Origin of the sequence: Aquimarina agarivorans, from assembly GCF_000218485.1 — a bacterium.
GTDB lineage: Bacteria > Bacteroidota > Bacteroidia > Flavobacteriales > Flavobacteriaceae > Aquimarina > Aquimarina agarivorans.
Map to the genome: position 1 here is coordinate 11,972 of NZ_AFPB01000141.1, position 20,872 is coordinate 32,843.

General features: G+C 35.7%; 16 protein-coding genes and 2 tRNA genes. 11 read left to right on the plus strand and 7 right to left on the minus strand.

The window, feature by feature from the left end; genetic code table 11:
- Positions 1–11 precede the first annotated feature (11 nt).
- The 5 genes from hemH to GMC_RS0108460 form a co-directional block, all read right to left on the minus strand.
- Positions 12–1,031 carry a ferrochelatase gene (gene hemH / locus GMC_RS0108435; RefSeq protein ID WP_010521708.1) on the minus strand — a complete coding sequence of 340 codons (1,020 nt, stop codon included), beginning with the start codon at positions 1,029–1,031 and terminating at the stop codon, positions 12–14.
- A 104-nt stretch (positions 1,032–1,135) separates the two neighbouring features.
- Positions 1,136–1,660 carry a hypothetical protein gene (locus tag GMC_RS0108440; protein ID WP_010521709.1) on the minus strand — a complete coding sequence of 175 codons (525 nt, stop codon included), beginning with the start codon at positions 1,658–1,660 and terminating at the stop codon, positions 1,136–1,138.
- 641 nt (positions 1,661–2,301) lie between these two features.
- Positions 2,302–3,060 carry a hypothetical protein gene (locus GMC_RS19505; protein WP_202945886.1) on the minus strand — a complete coding sequence of 253 codons (759 nt, stop codon included), beginning with the start codon at positions 3,058–3,060 and terminating at the stop codon, positions 2,302–2,304.
- Positions 3,061–3,067: 7 nt separating this feature from the next.
- Positions 3,068–4,519, minus strand: a complete 1,452-nt coding sequence (locus GMC_RS0108455) for an MBOAT family O-acyltransferase (RefSeq protein WP_010521713.1) — start codon at positions 4,517–4,519, stop codon at positions 3,068–3,070.
- A 218-nt stretch (positions 4,520–4,737) separates the two neighbouring features.
- Complete coding sequence (locus tag GMC_RS0108460; protein WP_029489680.1) at positions 4,738–5,262, minus strand: hypothetical protein; 525 nt, start codon at positions 5,260–5,262, stop codon at positions 4,738–4,740.
- 134 nt (positions 5,263–5,396) lie between these two features.
- Between GMC_RS0108460 and GMC_RS0108465 the strand changes: the two genes are divergently transcribed.
- From GMC_RS0108465 to GMC_RS0108505, 9 genes are all read left to right on the plus strand, one after another.
- Complete coding sequence (locus GMC_RS0108465) at positions 5,397–8,162, plus strand: 2-oxoglutarate dehydrogenase E1 component (RefSeq protein ID WP_010521715.1); 2,766 nt, start codon at positions 5,397–5,399, stop codon at positions 8,160–8,162.
- 135 nt (positions 8,163–8,297) lie between these two features.
- On the plus strand, positions 8,298–9,515 hold the full coding sequence (gene odhB, locus GMC_RS0108470) for a 2-oxoglutarate dehydrogenase complex dihydrolipoyllysine-residue succinyltransferase (protein WP_010521716.1): 1,218 nt from the start codon (positions 8,298–8,300) through the stop codon (positions 9,513–9,515).
- Positions 9,516–9,676: 161 nt separating this feature from the next.
- The gene (locus tag GMC_RS19510) at positions 9,677–12,337 is read left to right on the plus strand and encodes a DEAD/DEAH box helicase (protein WP_050813299.1); all 2,661 of its coding nucleotides are present in this window, start codon (positions 9,677–9,679) and stop codon (positions 12,335–12,337) included.
- 220 nt (positions 12,338–12,557) lie between these two features.
- Complete coding sequence (locus tag GMC_RS0108480; RefSeq protein WP_010521718.1) at positions 12,558–13,241, plus strand: MotA/TolQ/ExbB proton channel family protein; 684 nt, start codon at positions 12,558–12,560, stop codon at positions 13,239–13,241.
- 11 nt (positions 13,242–13,252) lie between these two features.
- Positions 13,253–13,645, plus strand: a complete 393-nt coding sequence (locus GMC_RS0108485) for an ExbD/TolR family protein (RefSeq protein WP_010521719.1) — start codon at positions 13,253–13,255, stop codon at positions 13,643–13,645.
- A gap of 123 nt (positions 13,646–13,768) precedes the next feature.
- Entirely contained in the window at positions 13,769–14,650 is an 882-nt protein-coding gene (locus GMC_RS0108490; protein WP_010521720.1) for a hypothetical protein, read from the plus strand.
- A gap of 2 nt (positions 14,651–14,652) precedes the next feature.
- Positions 14,653–15,870, plus strand: a complete 1,218-nt coding sequence (locus GMC_RS0108495) for a bifunctional folylpolyglutamate synthase/dihydrofolate synthase (protein WP_029489681.1) — start codon at positions 14,653–14,655, stop codon at positions 15,868–15,870.
- Between the two features lie 88 nt (positions 15,871–15,958).
- Positions 15,959–16,033: transfer RNA gene (locus GMC_RS0108500), tRNA-Val, on the plus strand.
- 29 nt (positions 16,034–16,062) lie between these two features.
- A tRNA-Val gene (locus tag GMC_RS0108505) sits at positions 16,063–16,140 on the plus strand.
- Between the two features lie 86 nt (positions 16,141–16,226).
- Here GMC_RS0108505 and GMC_RS0108510 read toward each other — a convergent pair.
- Both GMC_RS0108510 and GMC_RS0108515 read right to left on the minus strand, forming a co-directional pair.
- A complete protein-coding gene (locus GMC_RS0108510; RefSeq protein ID WP_010521722.1) occupies positions 16,227–16,775 on the minus strand; it encodes a YfiT family bacillithiol transferase in 549 nt (182 codons plus the stop codon).
- A gap of 76 nt (positions 16,776–16,851) precedes the next feature.
- Entirely contained in the window at positions 16,852–17,994 is a 1,143-nt protein-coding gene (locus GMC_RS0108515; RefSeq protein ID WP_010521723.1) for an acyl-CoA dehydrogenase family protein, read from the minus strand.
- Positions 17,995–18,078: 84 nt separating this feature from the next.
- On the opposite strand from GMC_RS0108515, the gene GMC_RS0108520 reads away from it, so the two are divergent.
- Both GMC_RS0108520 and nhaB read left to right on the plus strand, forming a co-directional pair.
- Positions 18,079–19,140: an anhydro-N-acetylmuramic acid kinase gene (locus GMC_RS0108520; RefSeq protein ID WP_010521724.1), complete on the plus strand. Its 1,062-nt coding sequence runs from the start codon at positions 18,079–18,081 to the stop codon at positions 19,138–19,140.
- 124 nt (positions 19,141–19,264) lie between these two features.
- Positions 19,265–20,761, plus strand: coding sequence for a sodium/proton antiporter NhaB (gene nhaB, locus GMC_RS0108525; RefSeq protein ID WP_010521725.1), 1,497 nt, complete (start codon positions 19,265–19,267; stop codon positions 20,759–20,761).
- The last annotated feature ends 111 nt before the right edge of the window (positions 20,762–20,872 follow it).

The following is a 20,872-nucleotide window of genomic DNA, read 5'->3' on the forward strand; positions in this document are numbered from 1 at the left end:
ATAAAGTTAAGTTATGCATGCGCCCATTCATCAATCCATCGGGACATTACTTTTGCCCAATCATCACGATCGTTTAAACATGGAATTGTAGTAAATTCTTTTCCACCTACTTCATGAAAAATTTCTTCACCTTCCATGGCAATTTCCTCCAGGGTTTCAAGGCAATCGGAAACAAAGGCAGGCGTTACAATGGCCATTTTTTTAGTGCCTTCTTTTCCCATACGTTCAATAGTTCGGTCCGTATAAGGTTGCAACCATGGATCAAAACCTAAACGCGATTGAAAGCTAGTGCTGTAGGTGCCTTCTTTTAATTCTAAAGTTTCGACAACCAATCGAGTGGTTTCATAACACTGATGGCGGTAACAATAGGCATGTGCATCAGAGGCTGTTTTGCAACAACTACCATCTAATTTACAATGTGATTTTGTAATGTCACTTTTGCGTATATGTCTTTCAGGAACACCGTGGTAGCTAAATAAAAGATGCTCATAATCCAAACCGTCTAATTTTTCGCCGATACTTCGGGAAAGTACATTCACGTAATCCGGATGATTGTAAAATGGCGGTAAGGATGTTAATTCCATTTTTGGAAAATACTGTGTCTTCAATTCATTGGCTAATACTAAAATAGTTTCCGTAGTTGCCATGGCAAATTGAGGATATAAAGGAACTATAAAAACATCATCTACCCCCTGATCGTGTAATTCCTGTAAGCCTTTGTGTATGCTCATTGAACCGTAACGCATAGCAAGTGCTACAGGCACACTGGTCATTTCGTCAATTTTTGCAGTCAAACGCTCCGAAATTACAATTAGTGGCGAACCTTCGTCCCACCAAATTTTTTGATATGCTGCGGCTGATTTTTTGGGTCGCGTGTTTAAAATGATTCCTTTAACTAGCAGTGTACGTGCTAATTTAGGAAGATCAATTACGCGCTCATCCATCAAAAATTCGCCCAAATATTTTTTTACATCCTTAGGATCGGTACTGTCTGGTGATCCAAGATTTACGAGTAGCACACCTTTTGCCATGTGATATTTTTTTGTAAAAATAGGCTTTTGTTAACAAACATATATTAATAAAATCATATAACGGCAAAAGGTTATGCTAAAAGAATCAAGCTGTTTATATGAATTTAAAAGCAAGGTTCTTTCCCGTAAGGATTTGCGTTATGATCAATGGTAAACTTAAATTTTTTTCCATCTTTTCCTCGGGTATATTCCGCGTAGTCATAATTGCCTGAATGTGTTAATTTATAGCTGCCGTTTTCTTTACCATCATAAATTTCTTTATAAAATTTATGAATTGTTGGATGTGTACCGCCTTCAACATACTCTTCTTTTTCAAAAGTTAAAGGAATTGTAGCTTTTTGTCCTTTGTATTTTACTTCAATAGCGGTATGCTTTTCAGTGAAACTGATCCAAATAATCATTTTTGGGTTTTCATTATTCTTATAGCAAATAAAATGATCTACAACTGGTGGAGCGGAAATTGTTTCGTCATCTTTGATTTGTTCCACAACTTCAGGAGTTATTTCAGGTGGAGTGGTTTCCACTTTTTGTTCCGTTGCTGTGGTGCTATTTTTAGGCGTGTTTTTTTCTGTGTTTTTACAAGAATTCAGCAATATGGCTATAGATAAAAGGCTTAGTAGGTATTTCATTGGTGTTAATTATTAAAAAGAATATTAATTTGAAAATAAATTTTGATTTTAAATAGGTACTTCAAAAGTACTTTTTTTTGCCCGAAACTAGGCTAGAATTTTGATTGAAAATAGTAATAACTTTTGCATTTTTGACATTGCTTCACATGAGTTTCATTGCCAATTTGAAACATTTACAATCCATATTTTTTACTTATTTAAGCAATTCTACAAAAGTGGTTTCGTAAAACTCCATATTGTAAGCGTCACTTAATTGTTGAAAAGTCGTAGTATTTATAAGGAAACAATTTTTTAGCTGAATTTTTTTAATTTTTCTCAGTGCATAACGCAGTGGAGCCAAATTTGGTATGTGATGATTAGTCAATAATGTTGGTTTCAAAACCATCAATACTTAGAGCATTTCTATTTTTCCAGTAAGCTTCAATTTTTTCTTTCTTTAAGAAAAGAATAAAGCATGTAGCCCGTGAGCGGCAAAAATCAGTTTTTTTTTGTAAGGATTTGAATTAGTTTATTGTTAAATAACGCCACGCCAGCCTGATTCAAATGGTGATAGTCAGAAAAATGCAGGGTATCCTGAGTGTTTAGTAACTCGTTAAAATTATAATAGTCGGCATAACTGCTCATAATAGTATCAAACTCATTTATGTTGGTATAGCTGGAGTAATAGCTGGGTGATAGCGGGGCGAAAACCAAGGTGAGTTCGATGTTCCTTTTTTTATTTCAGAAATAATGGCTTCAAAGGTGTTTAAATGATTTTGATTAAGGGTTATTTTTTGTTTGGAAAATGTGATTGGGGCAAACTTTTTAGGTAACGTTTCTACATAGCCGCCCAAAATATAGGTGTCATTTTTTTTGTGAATAGCTTCAGTAAAGGAAGTGTTTAAATTAAATAAATTCCGAAAAATGCCATAAATTAGAGTGTTGTAGGTTTTTAGATGGTTTAATTCAAAAGCCATTTTTAGCGACAAAAGGTCGTTTCGGTCATTAGCGATAATATCTAATGACGATTCGATGCCGTCTATCATAAAAGTAGTGGGATATACTTCGTAAATAATTGATTTAGGCTTTATATGATCCAAGTATCGTTCTAGTAAAATCGCTGTTTGTATCGGAGTTTGGGAACTAGAACCTAAATTAAAAGTGTTGAATTGATGGGAAGCAAAAATTCGAGGGTCAAAACCTCTGTAAGCGTGTGATGATCCCAGGAAAAGAATGTCTACACTATCAATTCTTTTTACTTCTTGCAGGCGAGTAAACATATGTCCTTTTGAACCAATTCTGTAATTAAGGTTAGGTTTCAATGCATTTGGAGCAAAAGAACCCCAAAGGATGATATAGCCAATGTAGGTGAAAAAAGCAACTGCAATAAACAAGAAAAGGGATAGGACAAACTTTTTCATAAACACATTAAAATTGAAAGTAAATAAATGGAGTTTCTTGAGTTTGCATAAACATGCCTATTGCAAATATGACTACGGTGTAAAAAAGCCATCGTAAAGGTTTCTTCCATGTTATCCCAATTTTTTCAATAGCATATTCGTTTTGCCTGCCTATCCATTCAATGGTAATAAATATTCCAATAAGCAATAAAAGAACTAAGGCTTTTGGAACTTCAGCAAAATCAAATGGAGCTAGTAATGAGGTGGTGAATAGATTCAAAATGTAGTTAAAAGCCTGAGGTAAGCTTTTGGCTCTGAAAAAAATCCAGGCAATGGAAGTAAGTCCAAAAGTGATGATTATGGAAATAAATTCCTTAAATGAAGGGAGTATTTTGTGATCAGCAACATTGCTTATATGATTTCGGTTGTTGTTAGTAAGTAATAATGGTAAAAAGAAAATAGCATGTAATGTGCCCCAGGTAATAAAAGTCCAATTTGCTCCATGCCAAAATCCGCTTACTATAAAAATTATAAACGTATTTCTTATTTTTAATAAGGTAGATCCTCTGCTTCCTCCAAGGGGAATGTATAGGTAATCCCTAAACCAAGTAGACAATGATATATGCCACCGGCGCCAAAATTCGGCCATATCGCGTGAAAAATAGGGGTGAGCAAAATTCTTGCTTAGGTGAAACCCAAATAACCTTGAGGTGCCAATAGCAATGTCGGAGTACCCAGAAAAATCACCATAGATTTGAAAGGAAAAAAGTATAGCACCCAGTGCCAATGAGCTTCCGTTAAGGGTGTCATAATGATCAAAAATTTGATTAACGAATAGGGCGCAATTATCTGCAATGACAACTTTTTTAAAAAGACCCCACAAAATTTGGCGCAAGCCATCAGTTGCTTTTTGATATTCAAAAGTCCTTTGAGTGTAAAATTGCGGGAGTAATTGAGTGGCTCTTTCGATAGGTCCAGCAACTAATTGAGGGAAAAAACAAACAAAAGCACTAAAAGCGATAAAGTTTTTGGTAGGCTCAAGGGTCCTTTTGTAAATGTCAATGGTGTAGCTCAAAGTTTGAAAAGTATAAAAGCTAATCCCAACTGGGAGTATGATTTGGAGTGAACTGGCGTTTATTTTTGTACCAAAAAAAGAAAAGGCATCAATAAAATTTTCTTGAAAAAAATTAAAATATTTAAAAAAACCTAAAAACCCCAAGTTGATGCTGATACTTAGCCACAAGAGTGTTTTTCTTTGTAATAAGTTGTTTTTTTGAACTAATAATAGCCCAATAGTATAGTCGATGATAGTGCTAAAAGCAATAAGAAAAAGAAAACGCCAGTCCCACCAACCGTAAAATAAGTAACTAGCAGCAACAATTAAAAGATTTTGAAATTTTAAATGCTTACCACCAATGCCCCAGTAAAGTGCAAAAACTATTGGTAAAAATACTGCAAAATCTATGGAATTAAATAACATGTTTGGCTAGTAGTAAGTGAGGAAATAGTTTATTACTAGCTGTAAATATAAATTAAAATGCATGATTTTTTTACGGTTGGTTTTGAAAAAACAGGCACAAATGATGGTTGCTATAGATGGTCAATGTAAAAGATTTTAAAAATATATCTCAAATCTTTTTTTGTCCAATAAAGCTTTTGCGTATGATAAATAATGTCTTTTCCCCCTTTTTTTGTATGTTAAAAATAGACTCTAGCAAACGGTGAAATTGCGGAGGCATAAATATTTCTGTTTTCATTGTACAATACATCATATCGTGCTCCAATTGCAATATTTCCTATGCGATATCCAGCCCCTAAATAGAGTGCGGGAAAACTAAAGTTGTTTGTTATTTTTTCTTCAGCAATGGTAGCTGATGAATTTACAAAAGTATGTTCAAGTTCGGCGGAAAGTTGTAATGCTCTAAACGGGTTATAAAGCCCTATAAGTGATGCGCCATAATTATACTGATTAACATCATTACGGCTGAATCTTGTGTAGCCAAAATTAATACCTGTCCCAGCGGAAATTTTTTCGTTAAACTGGTAAATTGCTGATGGGGCTACAATTATACTAGTAGCGTTGTTTGAGAAATCCAAGCTTAAGCTGCCTCCATAACGAACATTGTCCCAAAAATTTGATTTTTTTTTAGCATTTTCTTGTGAGTAACAAGAAGAAAAAACGACGAACAGCATCAGGTTGATAAGGTGTATTTTTGAATTCATAACATTATGAGCAAAATATTGAGAAAAAAAGAAAAACTATGTATATAAATATAGATAAATCTTACGTTAATCTCCTAGTAAATTGTAATTTTGGTTCTTGATTTTAAAATAAAAAGAGCTTTTAAAGCCATACAATGGATAATTATTCTTTTTTAAATGGGGCGTCAACTGCTTATTTTGCAGATTTGTACGACAAATATCTACAAAGCCCAGACAGTATTGAACCTAGTTGGAGGGCCTTTTTTCAAGGTTTTGACTTTGGTTTAGAGAATGCAGAGAGTGCAGAGATTGTTTTCGAAGAAACTTCATCTACAAACACATTAGTTCCTGAAAATGTTCAAAAAGAGTTTAGAGTAGTTAACCTAATTGATGGTTACCGAACTCGTGGACATTTGTTTACCCGTACAAATCCTGTTCGCGATCGTAGAAAATATTCGCCAACTCTCGATTTGGCGTCTTTTGGATTAAGCGATGCTGATTTGTCAACGGTATTTAGTGCAGGTGAAATTATTGGTTTAGGTCCTGCAAGTTTACGAGATATTGTAAGTCATTTGGATCGTATTTATTGCGACTCCATTGGGGTAGAATATATGTATATCCGATCGCCAAAAGAACGTGAATGGATTCAGGCAAAATTAAATAAAAATGGCAACCATCCTGAATTTTCAAATGAGGAGAAAAAAACAATTCTGAAAAAGCTTAATGAAGCTGTTTCCTTTGAAACTTTTTTGCATACAAAGTACGTAGGGCAAAAACGTTTTTCGTTGGAAGGAGGAGAGGCGTTAATACCAGCATTAGATCATTTGTTGGAAAGCGCATCCAATCTAGGGGTAAAGGAATTTGTTATGGGTATGGCTCACCGTGGGCGTTTGAGTACCTTAACTAATATTTTTGGAAAAAGTGCGAAAGATATTTTTAGCGAATTTGACGGAAAAGATTACGAAGACGATATATTTGATGGTGATGTAAAATACCATATGGGCTGGACTGGCGTGCGTAAAAGTAAAAACGGCCATGCAATTAATATGAACATTGCACCAAACCCTTCGCATTTGGAAACTGTAGGTGCTGTAGTTGAGGGTATTGCCAGGGCAAAGCAGGATCGTGGGTATTTGGAAAACACATCGGCAGTACTGCCAATTATAGTACACGGAGATGCGGCTATAGCGGGTCAGGGAATTGCTTACGAAATTGTTCAAATGGCGCGTTTAGATGGCTATAAAACCGCAGGTACAATACACATAGTAGTGAACAATCAAATTGGATTTACTACTAATTACTTGGATGCACGTTCTTCAACTTATTGTACGGATGTGGCTAAGGTAACTTTGTCGCCAGTATTACATGTAAATGCAGATGATGCTGAGGCGGTGGTACATGCTATGAATTTTGCATTAGCGTATCGTATGGAGTTTAAGCGTGATGTATTTATTGACTTATTAGGATACCGTAAATACGGGCATAATGAAGGTGATGAGCCTCGTTTTACGCAACCAAAATTATACAAAGCGATTTCAAAACATAAAAACCCTAGAGACATTTATGCCGATAAATTGTTAAGTGCTGGTATTATTGATAAAGGTTTTGTTGCTGAAATTGAAAAAGAGTACAAAAACAAGCTCGAAGAGAAATTAGAAGATTCTAGAAAAGAAGATAAAACCATTATCACTCCTTTTATGGAGCGTGATTGGGAAGGCTTTACACGTGTGCAGGAAGACCGTATGATGGAAACCATTGATACAACATTCCCTGTTAAAGAGCTTGATGAAATAGCAAAAGTAATTACCAAATTACCAAGCGATAAAAAGTTTTTGCGTAAAATTGAGCGTTTGATTCAAGCGCGCGAAAAAATGTACTTCGAAACTGACCAAATGGACTGGGCAATGGGTGAATTGTTAGCCTATGGTTCTTTATTAAAGGAAGGTTATGACGTTCGTTTGAGTGGTCAGGATGTGGAACGTGGTACATTCTCGCACCGTCATGCAGTTGTTAAGGTTGAAGATAGTGAAGAGGAAATTGAATTGCTAAACAATTTAGAAGGAGATCAAGGGAATTTCTACGTATACAATTCATTTTTATCGGAATACGGTGTTGTAGGGTTTGATTATGGATATGCTATGGCAAGTCCAAAAACCTTAACCATATGGGAGGCACAGTTTGGTGATTTCAGTAATGGAGCGCAAATTATGATTGACCAATACATTTCTGCAGCCGAAGATAAATGGAAAATGCAAAACGGTTTGGTCATGTTGTTACCTCATGGGTATGAGGGACAAGGAGCAGAACATTCCTCGGCACGTATGGAGCGTTATTTGCAATTATGTGCAAAGGATAATATGTTTGTAGCTGATGTAACTACGCCAGCCAATTTATTTCATTTACTGAGGAGGCAGCTCAAGGCAGAATACCGTAAGCCTTTAATAGTATTTACGCCCAAAAGCTTGTTGCGTAACCCTAAAGTGGTTTCTTCTAAAAACGAGTTTGCGGAAGGCAGTTTTCAAGAATTGATTGATGATAATGTTATAGTGGCTGAAAAAGCAAAAACATTAGTATTTTGTACCGGTAAATTTTATTATGATTTACTGGAAGAGCGCGAAGCTTTAGGAAGAGATGATGTAGCACTAGTGCGTGTGGAACAGTTGTTTCCCTTGCCAGTTAATGGAATGGATGCTGTTATAGAAAAGTATCAGGCCGAAGATGTAGTTTGGGCGCAGGAAGAACCAAGAAATATGGGTGCTATGGCGCACATGTTAATGAATTATGATAAAGCAAGAAGTTTTCGTTTTGCTTCGCGAAGAGCTTATGGAGCGCCTGCTGCAGGGAGTTCAACACGTTCAAAAAAACGTCATCAACAAGTAATTGACTATGTTTTTGATAAGTCAAAAAATAACCATCGTTAGGAGCATTTAAAACGAAATCTCACCTTTGGTTAGTGAAAAAAATAAATTTTTAAAACAGCGCTTAAAATAAAAAGCAAACACTGTTTAATAAACAAATAAAATTAAAATCCTTTTAAGGTAAAATATACAAATATTATGGCTTTAGAAATGAAAGTTCCCTCACCGGGAGAATCGATTACCGAAGTTGAAATTGCAGAATGGCTAGTGCAAGATGGAGATTATGTTGAAAAAGATCAGGCTATTGCAGAGGTGGATAGTGATAAAGCAACGTTGGAACTTCCTGCGGAAGCAAGCGGAATAATTACGCTTAAAGCAGAAGAAGGTGATGCGGTAGCAGTAGGGCAAGTAGTGTGCTTAATTGATACAGATGCAGCTAAACCTGAAGGAGAAGCAGCAACAGCTCCTAAAGCAGAAGAAAAGAAAGAAGAAAAAGCTGCACCTGCACCCGAGGCGCCAAAGGCTAAAGAAACATATGCAAGCGGTACAGCTTCGCCAGCGGCTAAAAAAGTATTGGCTGAAAAAGGCATTGAAGCTTCAGGCATAAAAGGAACAGGTCGTGATGGTCGTGTCACTAAAGATGATGCGGTAAAAGCGGTGCCATCCATGGGAACACCAACTTCTGGCGGAAGCCGAGGAACTGAGCGTAAAAAAATGTCCATGTTACGTCGTAAAGTAGCGGAGCGTTTAGTTACAGTAAAAAATGAAACGGCAATGCTTACTACGTTTAATGAGGTGAACATGCAGCCAATTTTTGATATTCGTAGCAAATACAAAGAAGAATTTAAAGCAAAACACGGTGTTGGTTTAGGATTTATGTCCTTTTTTACACTAGCATGTACTCGTGCTTTACAAATGTATCCGGCAGTAAATGCAATGATTGATGGTAAGGAAATGGTAATGCATGACTTTCAGGATATCAGTATTGCAGTTTCGGGTCCAAAAGGATTAATGGTTCCTGTGATCCGAAATGCTGAAAATTTATCTTTCCGCGGAGTAGAGGCGGAGGTAAAACGCTTGGCTTTACGTGCCAGAGATGGTCAAATTACAGTTGATGAAATGACAGGTGGAACGTTTACTATTACAAATGGAGGGGTTTTTGGATCCATGTTATCTACACCAATTATTAACCCACCACAATCGGCTATCTTAGGGATGCATAACATTGTGCAACGTCCAATGGCAGTAAATGGCGAAGTGGTTATTCAACCAATTATGTATGTGGCATTGTCTTACGACCACCGAATTATCGATGGTAAGGAATCGGTTGGTTTTTTAGTAGCTGTAAAAGAAGCATTAGAAAATCCAGAAGAATTATTAATGGATAACAATTTAATGAAGGCGTTAGAGTTGTAAAGTTTTGAGCTTTAATGCAATAATATAATGCTAACTCAGCAGTAGTTGGCTTATTTTCTTAAAAACCTCTCGATAGTAAAAAATCAAGAGGTTTTTTGCTTTAAAGTGTTTTATATTCGTCTTTACTTTATTAAAAATTATAATCGACACCTTTTTTTGTCATGCTGCAAATAGTTAAACAAACCCTTAAGGATATTCAAGAGAAAAAGTTGATGTCCGTTTCAGATATTGAAAAAGCAAAATTTATTTATGAAGCTTACGATCATTTGATACTAGCTTACGGAAAAGAAAAAACATCTTTTCAAATTATGGATCGAGATGAAAAGATAAATGTGCAGCTATTTTACCTTGAAGATGGTGCTTTTTTTGCAAAAGTAAACGAAAAAGATGTTGCGTGGGATGTATATAGTTTAGTGGCGCTATATGTTATAGATAATGATTTTGAGGAGGAAATGTTTTCTGAAGGTATGAAGTTTACTCGCGAAGGAATGCGGGAAAGAGTATTGAAAGAACGGGAACAAAAAGCAAATAAAGCTGTGTACCGGGTTAAATTGGGGAAAAGTATTTATGGAGAACATACGTTGCATAATGAAAAAGGAAAGGTGTTTACCATTACACTTCGCGATTTTGATAATAGGACGGGTTATGTGAATAATATTGATGGTTATACCAATAAATTAGGAACGACAAAACATATTATGTATATGTTTAACTATCTAGAGGAAAATCCGTCAAAAGTCAGGAGATTAACTAAGGAATATCCTTTTATTGAAATATATACCAATCCATTGGATGATTATAAGGTGTCATGGTACTATCCAGGGGAGCTTTCAGCCTCTGAAAAATCATTATTAGAAGATTATTTTGGTAAAAATAATTATTTGAATGATAGTCAGTTGGCTTCATTTTTTAGTTTTGTCAATAAGTCAAGAGATTTTGCGCGTATAAAAATACGTGAAGAGGTATTTGAAAAAATAGAAACTTACTTTGATCAAGAAGCATTAAAAAGAAAAGAAAGAGAAGTTGAACTTGATTATTCCCAAATAAAAGCAACACCGTATCCGTACCAAAAAGAGGGGGTAGCTTTTTCAGTATTTAAAAAAGGAGTCATTATTGCTGACGAAATGGGTTTGGGGAAAACTTTACAGGCAATTACTACTGCTGTTTTAAAGAAAGACATTTTCGATTTTAGTAAAGTATTGGTCATTTGTCCAGCTTCGGTAAAACATCAATGGAAAAAAGAAATTGAAAAATTTACACATGAATCTGCATGTGTAATTGAAGGCATACCCAAGGAGAGAAAAATAATGTATGAAAAGGAACCTTCATTCTTTCACATTATTAATTATGAAACCGTACTCAGAGATCTTGGAGCAATCAATAAAACGGGGTATGATTTTGTTATTTTAGATGAAGCTCAAAAAATTAAAAATTATGAAACTAAGACATCAAACGCTGTAAAGTCTATCCAAAAAAAGCATGCTTTGGTCATCACAGGCACGCCTTTAGAAAATAAATTGCTGGACCTGTATTCTATAGTATTATTTTTGGATACCAAGCTATTAACTCCCTTGTGGGAATTTTCGTACCAGCATTGTATTTTTGATGCGCACTCAAAAAATCGAATCCACGGATATTACAATTTACAAAGTTTAAAAAAGAGACTAAAAGATATAATTATCCGCAGGGAAAAACATGAAGTTTTTGAGCAATTGCCAACTGTAATTCAAAAAAATGTTTACGTTGCTCTATCAGATGAGCAAGCAAATGCACATGCAGGTTTTTCGCTTGGAATTGCTAAAATTTTAGCCAAAAAGTTTAAAACTACTTATGATTGGCAAAAATTAATGCATTTACTAACCAATATGCGCATGGTTTGTGACTCTTCGTACTTAATAGACAAGCAAACACATTTTTCACCCAAACTTGTTGAGTTAAGAGAAATTTTAATTGAAAACCTTAAAATTAAGCAGTCAAACAAAAAAGTTATTATTTTTTCGGAATGGGTAACCATGTTACAGCTCATTGGTGATATGCTAAAAAAAGAAGACGTTGGTTATACTATGTTAACGGGCAAGGTGCCAGTCAAAAAGCGAGGTGTTTTGATAGATGAGTTTGAAAATAATAAGGAGTGCAACGTGTTTTTGTCAAGTGAGTCTGGCGGGGCGGGACTTAATTTGCAAATGGCGGATACCGTAATCAATTTTGAATTGCCATGGAATCCGGCTAAAAAAAATCAGCGAATAGGAAGAATTGATCGAATTGGGCAAAAACGAAAAACATTACATGTGTTTAACTTACTTTCTCATGATTCCATTGAAATGAAAATTGCGGCAGGGATTTCATTAAAACAGAATCTTTTTGATGGCGTAATGAATTCAAATGATTTGACGGATGAGGTTGATTTTTCAAAAAAAGGAAAATCTCAGTTCATTAAACAATTGGAGGAAGTAATCAGTAAGGACGATTATTCTGATGTTTATGGCAATGAAGAAATGATCAATTTTGAGAATTTAAAAGACGAATTAGCCACTGAAGAAAATTTATTTAGCGAGCCAGAAAGTTCTGGTGTTAAAGAAGAGGTTTTATTGCCGGAAAAAGAACAAGATGAGGCGGCACAACAGAAAGTTGAAATTAATGGCGATGCTGTAAAAACCGAAAAGGATTATGAGCAAATGCAGGAGGTGATGACCAAAGGGATGGAATTTTTAACAGGAATATACCAAATGAGTACAGGGCAAAAAACAGAAAATACAGGAAAGCCCAAGGTTGAGATCAACAAAAAAACAGGAGAGGTGTCAATAACCTTTAAAATGAATTAAACTTTTCAATTTTTAGGGATAATGCACTGGTGTTTTTAAATATTTTTTGATAAAAAACTTAAATAGGTTTTTTGTTTTCATTTTGTTAGCAAGCCTAAATAGCACGCGCTAATTTTATCCTACAAAATTGTAATTTAAAAAATCAAAATGCGTTATATTTAAAGTTAAATAATAATGCTTAGCGCAGAAATAATAGTTGAATTAAAATTTAAACACCATTATGTTAAATAGTTTAGTGCAGGAAGTTGCTAGTGATGAAGTTTCTCAGGAAAAAACACTATCAATTATAGATTTATTAATCAGCGGAGGTGTTGCTGGTATGATTGTCATTGGTATTTTATTTGTGCTTCTATTTGTTGCGGTTTATATTTATTTTGAGCGTTTATTTGCCATCAAATCCGCATCAAAGTATGACGAGGGATTCATGGGGCGCATTAAAGAATATGTAAGTTTGGGAAATACCGATGAGGCTAAATCATTATGTAGAGAAACGTCAACACCCGTTTCTAGACTCACTGAAAAAGGGATTTCCCGTATTGGAAGTCCATTGGAAGATATCAATACGGCTATTGAAAACGCAGGTAGACTTGAGGTTTATAAATTAGAAAAAAACGTAAGTATTTTGGCTACCGTTGCTGGGGCTGCACCAATGATTGGCTTTTTGGGTACGGTAATAGGTATGGTGTTGGCATTCCACCAATTGGCAACAAGTAGTGGGCAGGCAGATATGGGGAATTTGGCTGAAGGTATTTACACCGCAATGACAACAACCGTTGCTGGACTTATTGTAGGAATTATTGCGTATATTGGTTACAACCATTTGGTGGTAAAAACGGATAAAGTGGTGCACCAAATGGAAGCTACTGCAGTTGACTTTTTGGATTTATTGAATGAACCTGTTTAAATTGATATCTTATGAATTTAAGAGGAAGAAATAAAGTAAGTCCCGAGTTTAGTATGTCATCCATGACAGATATTGTATTCTTGTTGTTGGTGTTTTTTTTGCTGACCTCACCAGCAATTACGCCAGAGGCTCTGGATTTAATTCTGCCAAAAGCAAAAGGAAAAACAACGAATGTTCAAAACCTATCGGTAAGCATCAATAATAAAAAGCAATTTTTTGTAAATAGCAAACGCGTAAGCGAAAAAGGATTAGAAAACACATTGGTAAATAGTTTAAAAACTGTTGAAAATCCTACTATTATATTGCGAGCCGAAGAAGGGGTGCCTATTGAAAAGGCTGTTAAAGTAATGGATATAGCCAACAGGCATAAATACAAAATAGTATTAGCCGTAAAACCAGAATAAATAATAGTGATTGCCTAGTGTAAAACACAAAACATATTAGTCAGGAGACAGTAGTTAGAAATTAGAAGTAAGAAGCTAAGAGCCATCAGCCAAAAGCTATTAAACAATAACCAATAAATACCAATGCTAGATACGCCACATAAAAAGAAATCACTACTTATTACTGTGTTATTGCATGCGTTATTGCTATTGATTATGTTCTTTTTTGGGATGACATATTTAGATCCGGCAGAAGAACAGGGAATTGCGGTTAATTTTGGAACAACTGATTTAGGTAGTGGGCGCATTCAACCCACTGAGCCAGTACAAACAGCACCAGCAGAGGAGGTAACGCCTGTGGAGGAAGAAGAAGCAGTGTCAGAAGAAGCAACATCAGAGGAAGCTTCTGAAATTGAAGAGGTGGTTACACAGGACGACGCTGATGCACCTGTAGTAAAGGATGAAAAGAAGAAGGAGGAAGCGGAGAAAGAAATTCCTAAGGAAGACAACCAAGCAAAAAAAGAAGAAAAGGAAGCAACCAAGCCCGTCAAAAAGGAAAAACCTAAACCCGTAGAGAAAAAACCTGATGCGAGTACCAAAAGTGCCTTAGATAGTTTTTTAAATGGACCAAAAAAAGAAGGAAAAGCTAAAGGAGGTGAGGGTGATGATGCCACAGGAGGTGATAAAGGAAACCCAGATGGCGATCCCAATGCTAAAGCGTATTACGGTAACGGAAAAGGGTTAGATGGCGATGGTAATTATCGCTTAGGCGGAAGAAAAGCCTTAAATAAAGAGAAAAAAATACCAGTGTGTAATGAAACTGGAACTGTGGTAGTTAAAATTGTGGTAGACCAATCAGGTAAAGTAATACAAGCTTATCCAGGTATTAAAGGAACTACCAATACAGCTCCGTGTTTGATGAAGCCAGCTAAAGAAGCGGCTTTGAAAACTCGATTTAACAGTGACGAAAAAGCACCTTCCAAGCAAACGGGAAGTATTGTGTATACCTTCAAACTTTCGGAATAATGATGTCATATCAGGAGGCAATTGATTGGCTTTTTGTGCAACTTCCCATGTACCAAAAACAAGGAAAAGTTGCTTATAAAGCTGATTTGTCAAATATTAAAAGACTTTGTGATCATTTAAATGCACCGCAGCATAAGTTTAAGTCAATCCATATAGGAGGAACTAATGGAAAAGGATCTACCAGCCACATGTTAGCCTCAGTACTCCAACAGGCAGGTTGCAAAGTAGGCTTATATACTTCGCCTCACTTAAAGGACTTTAGGGAGCGAATAAAAATTAATGGTAAAATGATTTCCGAAGAAGCGGTTCGTGATTTTGTGAATACGAATAAGCCTTTTTTTAAGAAGAATCAATTGTCCTTTTTTGAAATGACCGTAGGCATCGCCTTTGAATATTTTGCAACGGAACAAGTGGATATAGCAGTAATAGAAGTTGGCTTAGGAGGGCGTTTGGATTCTACTAACATTATTGTGCCTGAGGTTGCTGTCATTACTAATATTGGTTTGGATCATACCCAGTTTTTAGGGGATACCCTGGAAAAAATAGCTACTGAAAAAGCAGGTATTATTAAGGAAGGGATTCCTGTTGTCATAGGGCATTCTGTTCCTGAAACCAAAAAAGTTTTTGAAAAAGTAGCAGCATCTAAAAATACTACGGTACATTACGCTGAAAAGGAAAAGGCAAGTCCTTACAACACCGATTTATTAGGAGATTATCAAAAAGAAAATGCTAAAACTGCTTTAAAAGCATTGGAGCTACTCAACATTGGAGGTTGGGAAATACATAATGATGCAATTGAAAAAGGATTGCTTTCGGTTGTAAAAAATACAGGTTTATTAGGGAGGTGGCAGGTACTTAATGCATTGCCACTTACTGTATGCGATACGGCACATAATTACGAAGGCTTACACTTAGTGGTTCAACAAATAGACAGGCAGCCAAAACAACAATTGCATATGGTTTTTGGAGTAGTTAAGGATAAAAATTTGGAGCGTATATTGCCCTTACTACCTAAAAATGCAGTTTATTATTTTACAAAACCAGATAATTTAAGGGGGTTGCCCGAAAAAGAGTTGATGGAGTGCGCTTTTCCTTATAAATTATATGGGCAATGTTATGCATCTGTAAAGCAGGCGTTTGATGCAGCAAAATATGCAGCAAGTGCTAAGGATATGATTTTTATAGGGGGAAGTACTTTTGTGGTGGCAGAAATTCTTTAGTTTTTTTTCAAAAAAAAGAGTCTAAATCCATAAAAGAGTTATATATTTGCACCCGCCTAGGATTTTATCTTAGGAGTAACTAAAGAAAGGGCAATTAGCTCAGTTGGTTCAGAGCACCTCGTTTACACCGAGGGGGTCGGGGGTTCGAATCCCTCATTGCCCACAACTCTCTTTCAGTTAAAAAAACAATTAGGGCAATTAGCTCAGTTGGTTCAGAGCACCTCGTTTACACCGAGGGGGTCGGGGGTTCGAATCCCTCATTGCCCACCAATTTAAGCCATCTTTATAAAGGTGGCTTTTTTTATATACTATTACGGCGCTTCATTTTTCACTGAAAACAGGGTGAAATTTTCATCTCAATCATACTTTCCTTCAGCATCCAAGGCTAATTTTATATGTGTTAAATGGTGTTGACAATGCCATGCATAGGTGCCAATGACTTCATCTAGCTGAAAACTTTTACCGTATTCGGGGTGCACGTATGTTTTTTCGTAGTCTGAGTTTTTTAAATTTTTAAGAAGTTTGCTCCACTTGCTATGCAGGCTTGTAATTAGTCCGATTGAATCTTTCAAATCGTCATCCTTTCCGTCAATCATTTCGGCCCATTTATCTTCAAAATAAGGGCGAATGGTAGGAGTATTTTCGGTAAGGCTTAATTTAAAACGTATAAAAGCGTTAACATGACTGTCGGCACAATGGTGTACTATTTGTTTTAAACTCCAGCCGCCCGGGCGGTATTTCCAGTTTTTTTGGGTTAAACTTAGGTTACTTGTTGCAATTTTTAGGTCATTAGGAAATTCTTCAATAATTGCAATCCAAGTACTTATTAAACTAGTAGGAATGTAAGCGGGAGGTGTAAACTCGCCAATAGGAAATTTTAATTGATACAACTCGTCTGGTGTCATATATGCACTATTTTTTAGTTTAAAAGATAGAGGCACTGTCTAATGGAATAGCACCTTCTGATCAGTAAATTACAATTTAATCTTTTAAAATTTTTCTGGAAATCACAATTTTTTGAATTTCGCTGGTGCCTTCGTAAATCTGAGTAATTTTAGCATCGCGCATTAGGCGTTCCACGTGGTATTCTTTTACATAGCCATTGCCTCCATGTATTTGTACAGCCTCAATAGTAACATCCATTGCTGCTTGCGATGCAACTAATTTTGCAGTAGCACTTGCCAAATCATAATCTTTACCAGCATCTTTATCAATGGCTGATTTGTACACCAATAATCGAGCACCTTCAATTTGAGCATACATATCAGCAAGTTTAAAAGCAATCGCCTGATGGTTACAAATTTCGGTGCCAAATGCTTTTCTGATTTTAGAATATGCTAACGCTTTTTCGTAAGCACCTTGGGCAATGCCGAGCGCCTGTGCAGCAATTCCAATTCTACCGCCGGATAAGGTTTTCATGGCAAACTTAAAACCAAAGCCATCTTCGGCAATTCTATTTTTTTTAGGAACTTTCACATCGTTAAAAATAAGGGAATGTGTATCGCTACTACGGATGCCTAATTTATCTTCCTTAGGGCCAATTTCAAAACCTTTCCAACCTTTTTCAACAATAAAAACATTGATTCCTTTATGTTTTAAATCGGGGTGAGTTTGTGCAATAACTAAGTAATAATCGGCACTCCCTCCATTGGTAATCCAATTTTTTGTACCATTAAGCAAGTAATGATCTTCTTTTTCAATAGCAGTTGTTTTTTGGGAAGTAGCATCGCTACCAGCTTCAGGTTCCGAAAGCGCAAAGGCACCTAGTTTTTTACCAGTTACTAAAGGTCTTAAATACATTTCCTTTTGTTCGTGTGTACCGTATTCATCCAATCCCAAGCAAACTAAGGAGTTGTTTACCGACATAATTACTGAGGCAGAAGCGTCTATTTTGGAAAGTTCCTCCAAGGCAATAACATAGGATAAGGTGTCCATACCGCCGCCGCCATATTTTGGATCATTCATCATGCCCATAAAGCCTAATTCGCCCATTTTTTTTATCTGTTCAGTAGGGAAAATTTGATTAGTATCACGTTCAATCACTCCTTTTTCAAGTTCTTGTTGTGCAAAATCTCTGGCTGCATCACGGATCATTTGATGCTCTTCGGTCAATTCAAAATTCATTATAAGTTTTTTTGTTATGCATGCATAATATATGAATATTTTTAAAGTTACGGAAAAGTTGTTTCAAAAATGTATTTTTAAATTATGAAAACAGTGCGAGTTATAGGTGTCATGTCTGGCACATCGTTAGACGGTATTGACCTGGCAGAAATTACTTTTTTGGATACCGAGCAGTGGAAATTTAAGCTTGGTAGTTGCAAAACTTACCCTTATTCAAAAAAAAGGGAGGAGCAGTTGCGGGTGGCATCCAGTTTTTCTTCTAAGGAATTGAAAAAATTAGATATAGCGTATACCACCTATTTGGCAGAAGTGATCCTTCATTTTATTAATGAAAATAACTTGCACGCTATTGATGCTGTGTGCACACACGGGCATACCATTTTGCATCAGCCTGATCGAGGAATTACGTTACAAATTGGGAATTTACCCGAATTAGCTTCGCTTATAAAACAAAAGATAGTATGCGATTTTAGGGTGGCTGATGTGCAGTTAGGTGGGCAAGGTGCTCCTTTGGTGCCTATTGGGGATCAATTGTTGTTTCCAGAATATGCCTATTGTGTCAATTTTGGAGGTTTTGCAAATATTTCATTTCAAAAAGGAAATGAACGGATAGCGTTTGATATTTGTCCAGTGAACGTGGTTTTAAACAAGTATGCACTGCAATTAGGGCAACCTTACGATGCTTACGGCGCGTTTGCAAAAAAAGGTACGGTCAATGATGAATTATTACTGCAATTAAATGCGTTGGATTTTTATAAAATAAAGCCACCAAAATCCTTAGGTATTGAGTGGGTAAATAATGTTGTCATTCCTTTAATTGATAGTTTTGAGATATCGGTTGAAGATAAATTGCGCACCTTTACTGCGCATGTTGCTCAGTGTATTGGAACGGCCCTAGGTTTGCCTTCTAACGGAAGTGATAAAAAAGCCTTATTAACAGGGGGAGGTGTGTTTAATACATTTTTATTACAAGAGCTAAAAAAATATACCACAGTGGAATTAGTAGTGCCAGATAAGAATTTAATAGCGTATAAAGAAGCGCTTATTTTTGGCTTATTGGGAGTTTTACGGTTACAGAATAAGATAAATGTATTATCAAGTGTTACAGGAGCAAGTAAAAATCATTCATCAGGAAGCATATTTTGAATGGAAAACTTTTACAGAAAACGCAAATAAGTAAATAATTTTACGAAAAAGATAAATTTGTGTTAGTTATTTTTTTATACTAACAGCCTCCATATATTTGTGATCTAACTTAATTGAAAAACTGATGTTACAAAATTTTTTAGGTAATAGCCCCAAGTGGTTTAAGTTTACCATGCTAAGCTTTTTAGTAATTAATATGCTTTTATATTTTTTGCTTCCTACTTTTATGGACGCACACACGGCTCATGTGATTGTTTCGTGGTTATTTATTGGAGAGTTTATTTTTACTTTAGCCATGGCTCTTAACTGCTATCCTTTACAATCTGGAGGATTGTTGGCAATTCAAATTTTGGCATTACAGTTAACTACACCCCATAATGCGTATCATGAAGTTGCTCAAAATTTAGAAGTGGTGCTGTTACTTGTTTTTATGGTAGCAGGGATCTACTTTATGAAACCGTTATTGATGTATATTTTTAGTAAAGTATTTACTAAAATCCGCTCAAAAACGGTGTTGTCCGTGCTATTTGTGTTTATTTCGGCAGTATTATCAGCTTTTTTGGATGCATTAACGGTAACTGCGGTACTAATTAGTGTTGCAATAGGTTTTTATGGGGTATATCATAAAATACATTCAAAAGTAGATTCAGACTACGATGAGGATGGAGTAGTAGATCGTAAGGAGTTAAGAGGAGACACTTTAGAGCAATTCAAAGGATTTTTACGTAGTTTAATTATGCACGGTGTGGTAGGTACTGCACTTGGAGGTGTATGTACGTTAGTTGGGGAGCCGCAAAATTTATTGATTGGCGAAAAAATGGGCTGGGATTTTATAGAATTCTTTTTACGAATGGCTCCAGTAACAGTTCCAGTGCTTTTTTGTGGTATTTTAACCACTATTATTTTAGAAGCAACAAAATCTTTTGGTTTTGGAGATCAACTGCCTGATGTGGCAAGAAAAATTATTGAAAATTATACTATTGAAGAGGATAATAAGAGAACTCCTAATCAAAAATATGCTTTGCAAGTACAAGCTATTGCAGCTGTTTTGTTAATCATAGGATTGGCTACGCATGTGGCACCTGTTGGTTTTATTGGTTTGGCATTAATTATATTTCAAACTGCATTTACGGGTATTATTGAAGAACATCAACTAGGTAAAGCTTTTGAAGAAGCACTTCCTTTTACAGGATTGTTGGTGGTGTTTTTTGTAGTAGTAGCCATGATTCATGATCAGCATTTATTTAAACCTATTATTGACTGGGCGTTATCGTTAGAACCTTCGCAACAGCCATCCATGTTTTATATGGCCAATGGAATTTTATCCATGATTAGTGATAATGTATTTGTAGCCACGGTTTATATTGGCGAAGTGAAACAAGCCTTTGAATCAGGAGTAATTGACAGAGCCCAATTTGAAAAACTGGCTATTGCGATTAACACAGGAACCAATTTGCCTAGTGTGGCAACACCAAATGGTCAAGCTGCCTTTTTATTTTTACTAACTTCTGCTTTAGCACCATTAATTGGATTGTCTTACGGAAAAATGGTAAAAATGGCGTTGCCTTATACCTTAGTTTTAGGAGGTGTTGGTTTACTAGGGGTGCTTTTTGTTTTATAAAGATAGTAAAGGGATTACGGGTGTATTTGTATTAGTTGGTTATGATTTTAAATTGATAATTTTATAAAAAAGCTACTGTTTTATAACAGTAGCTTTTTTTGATTATTATAG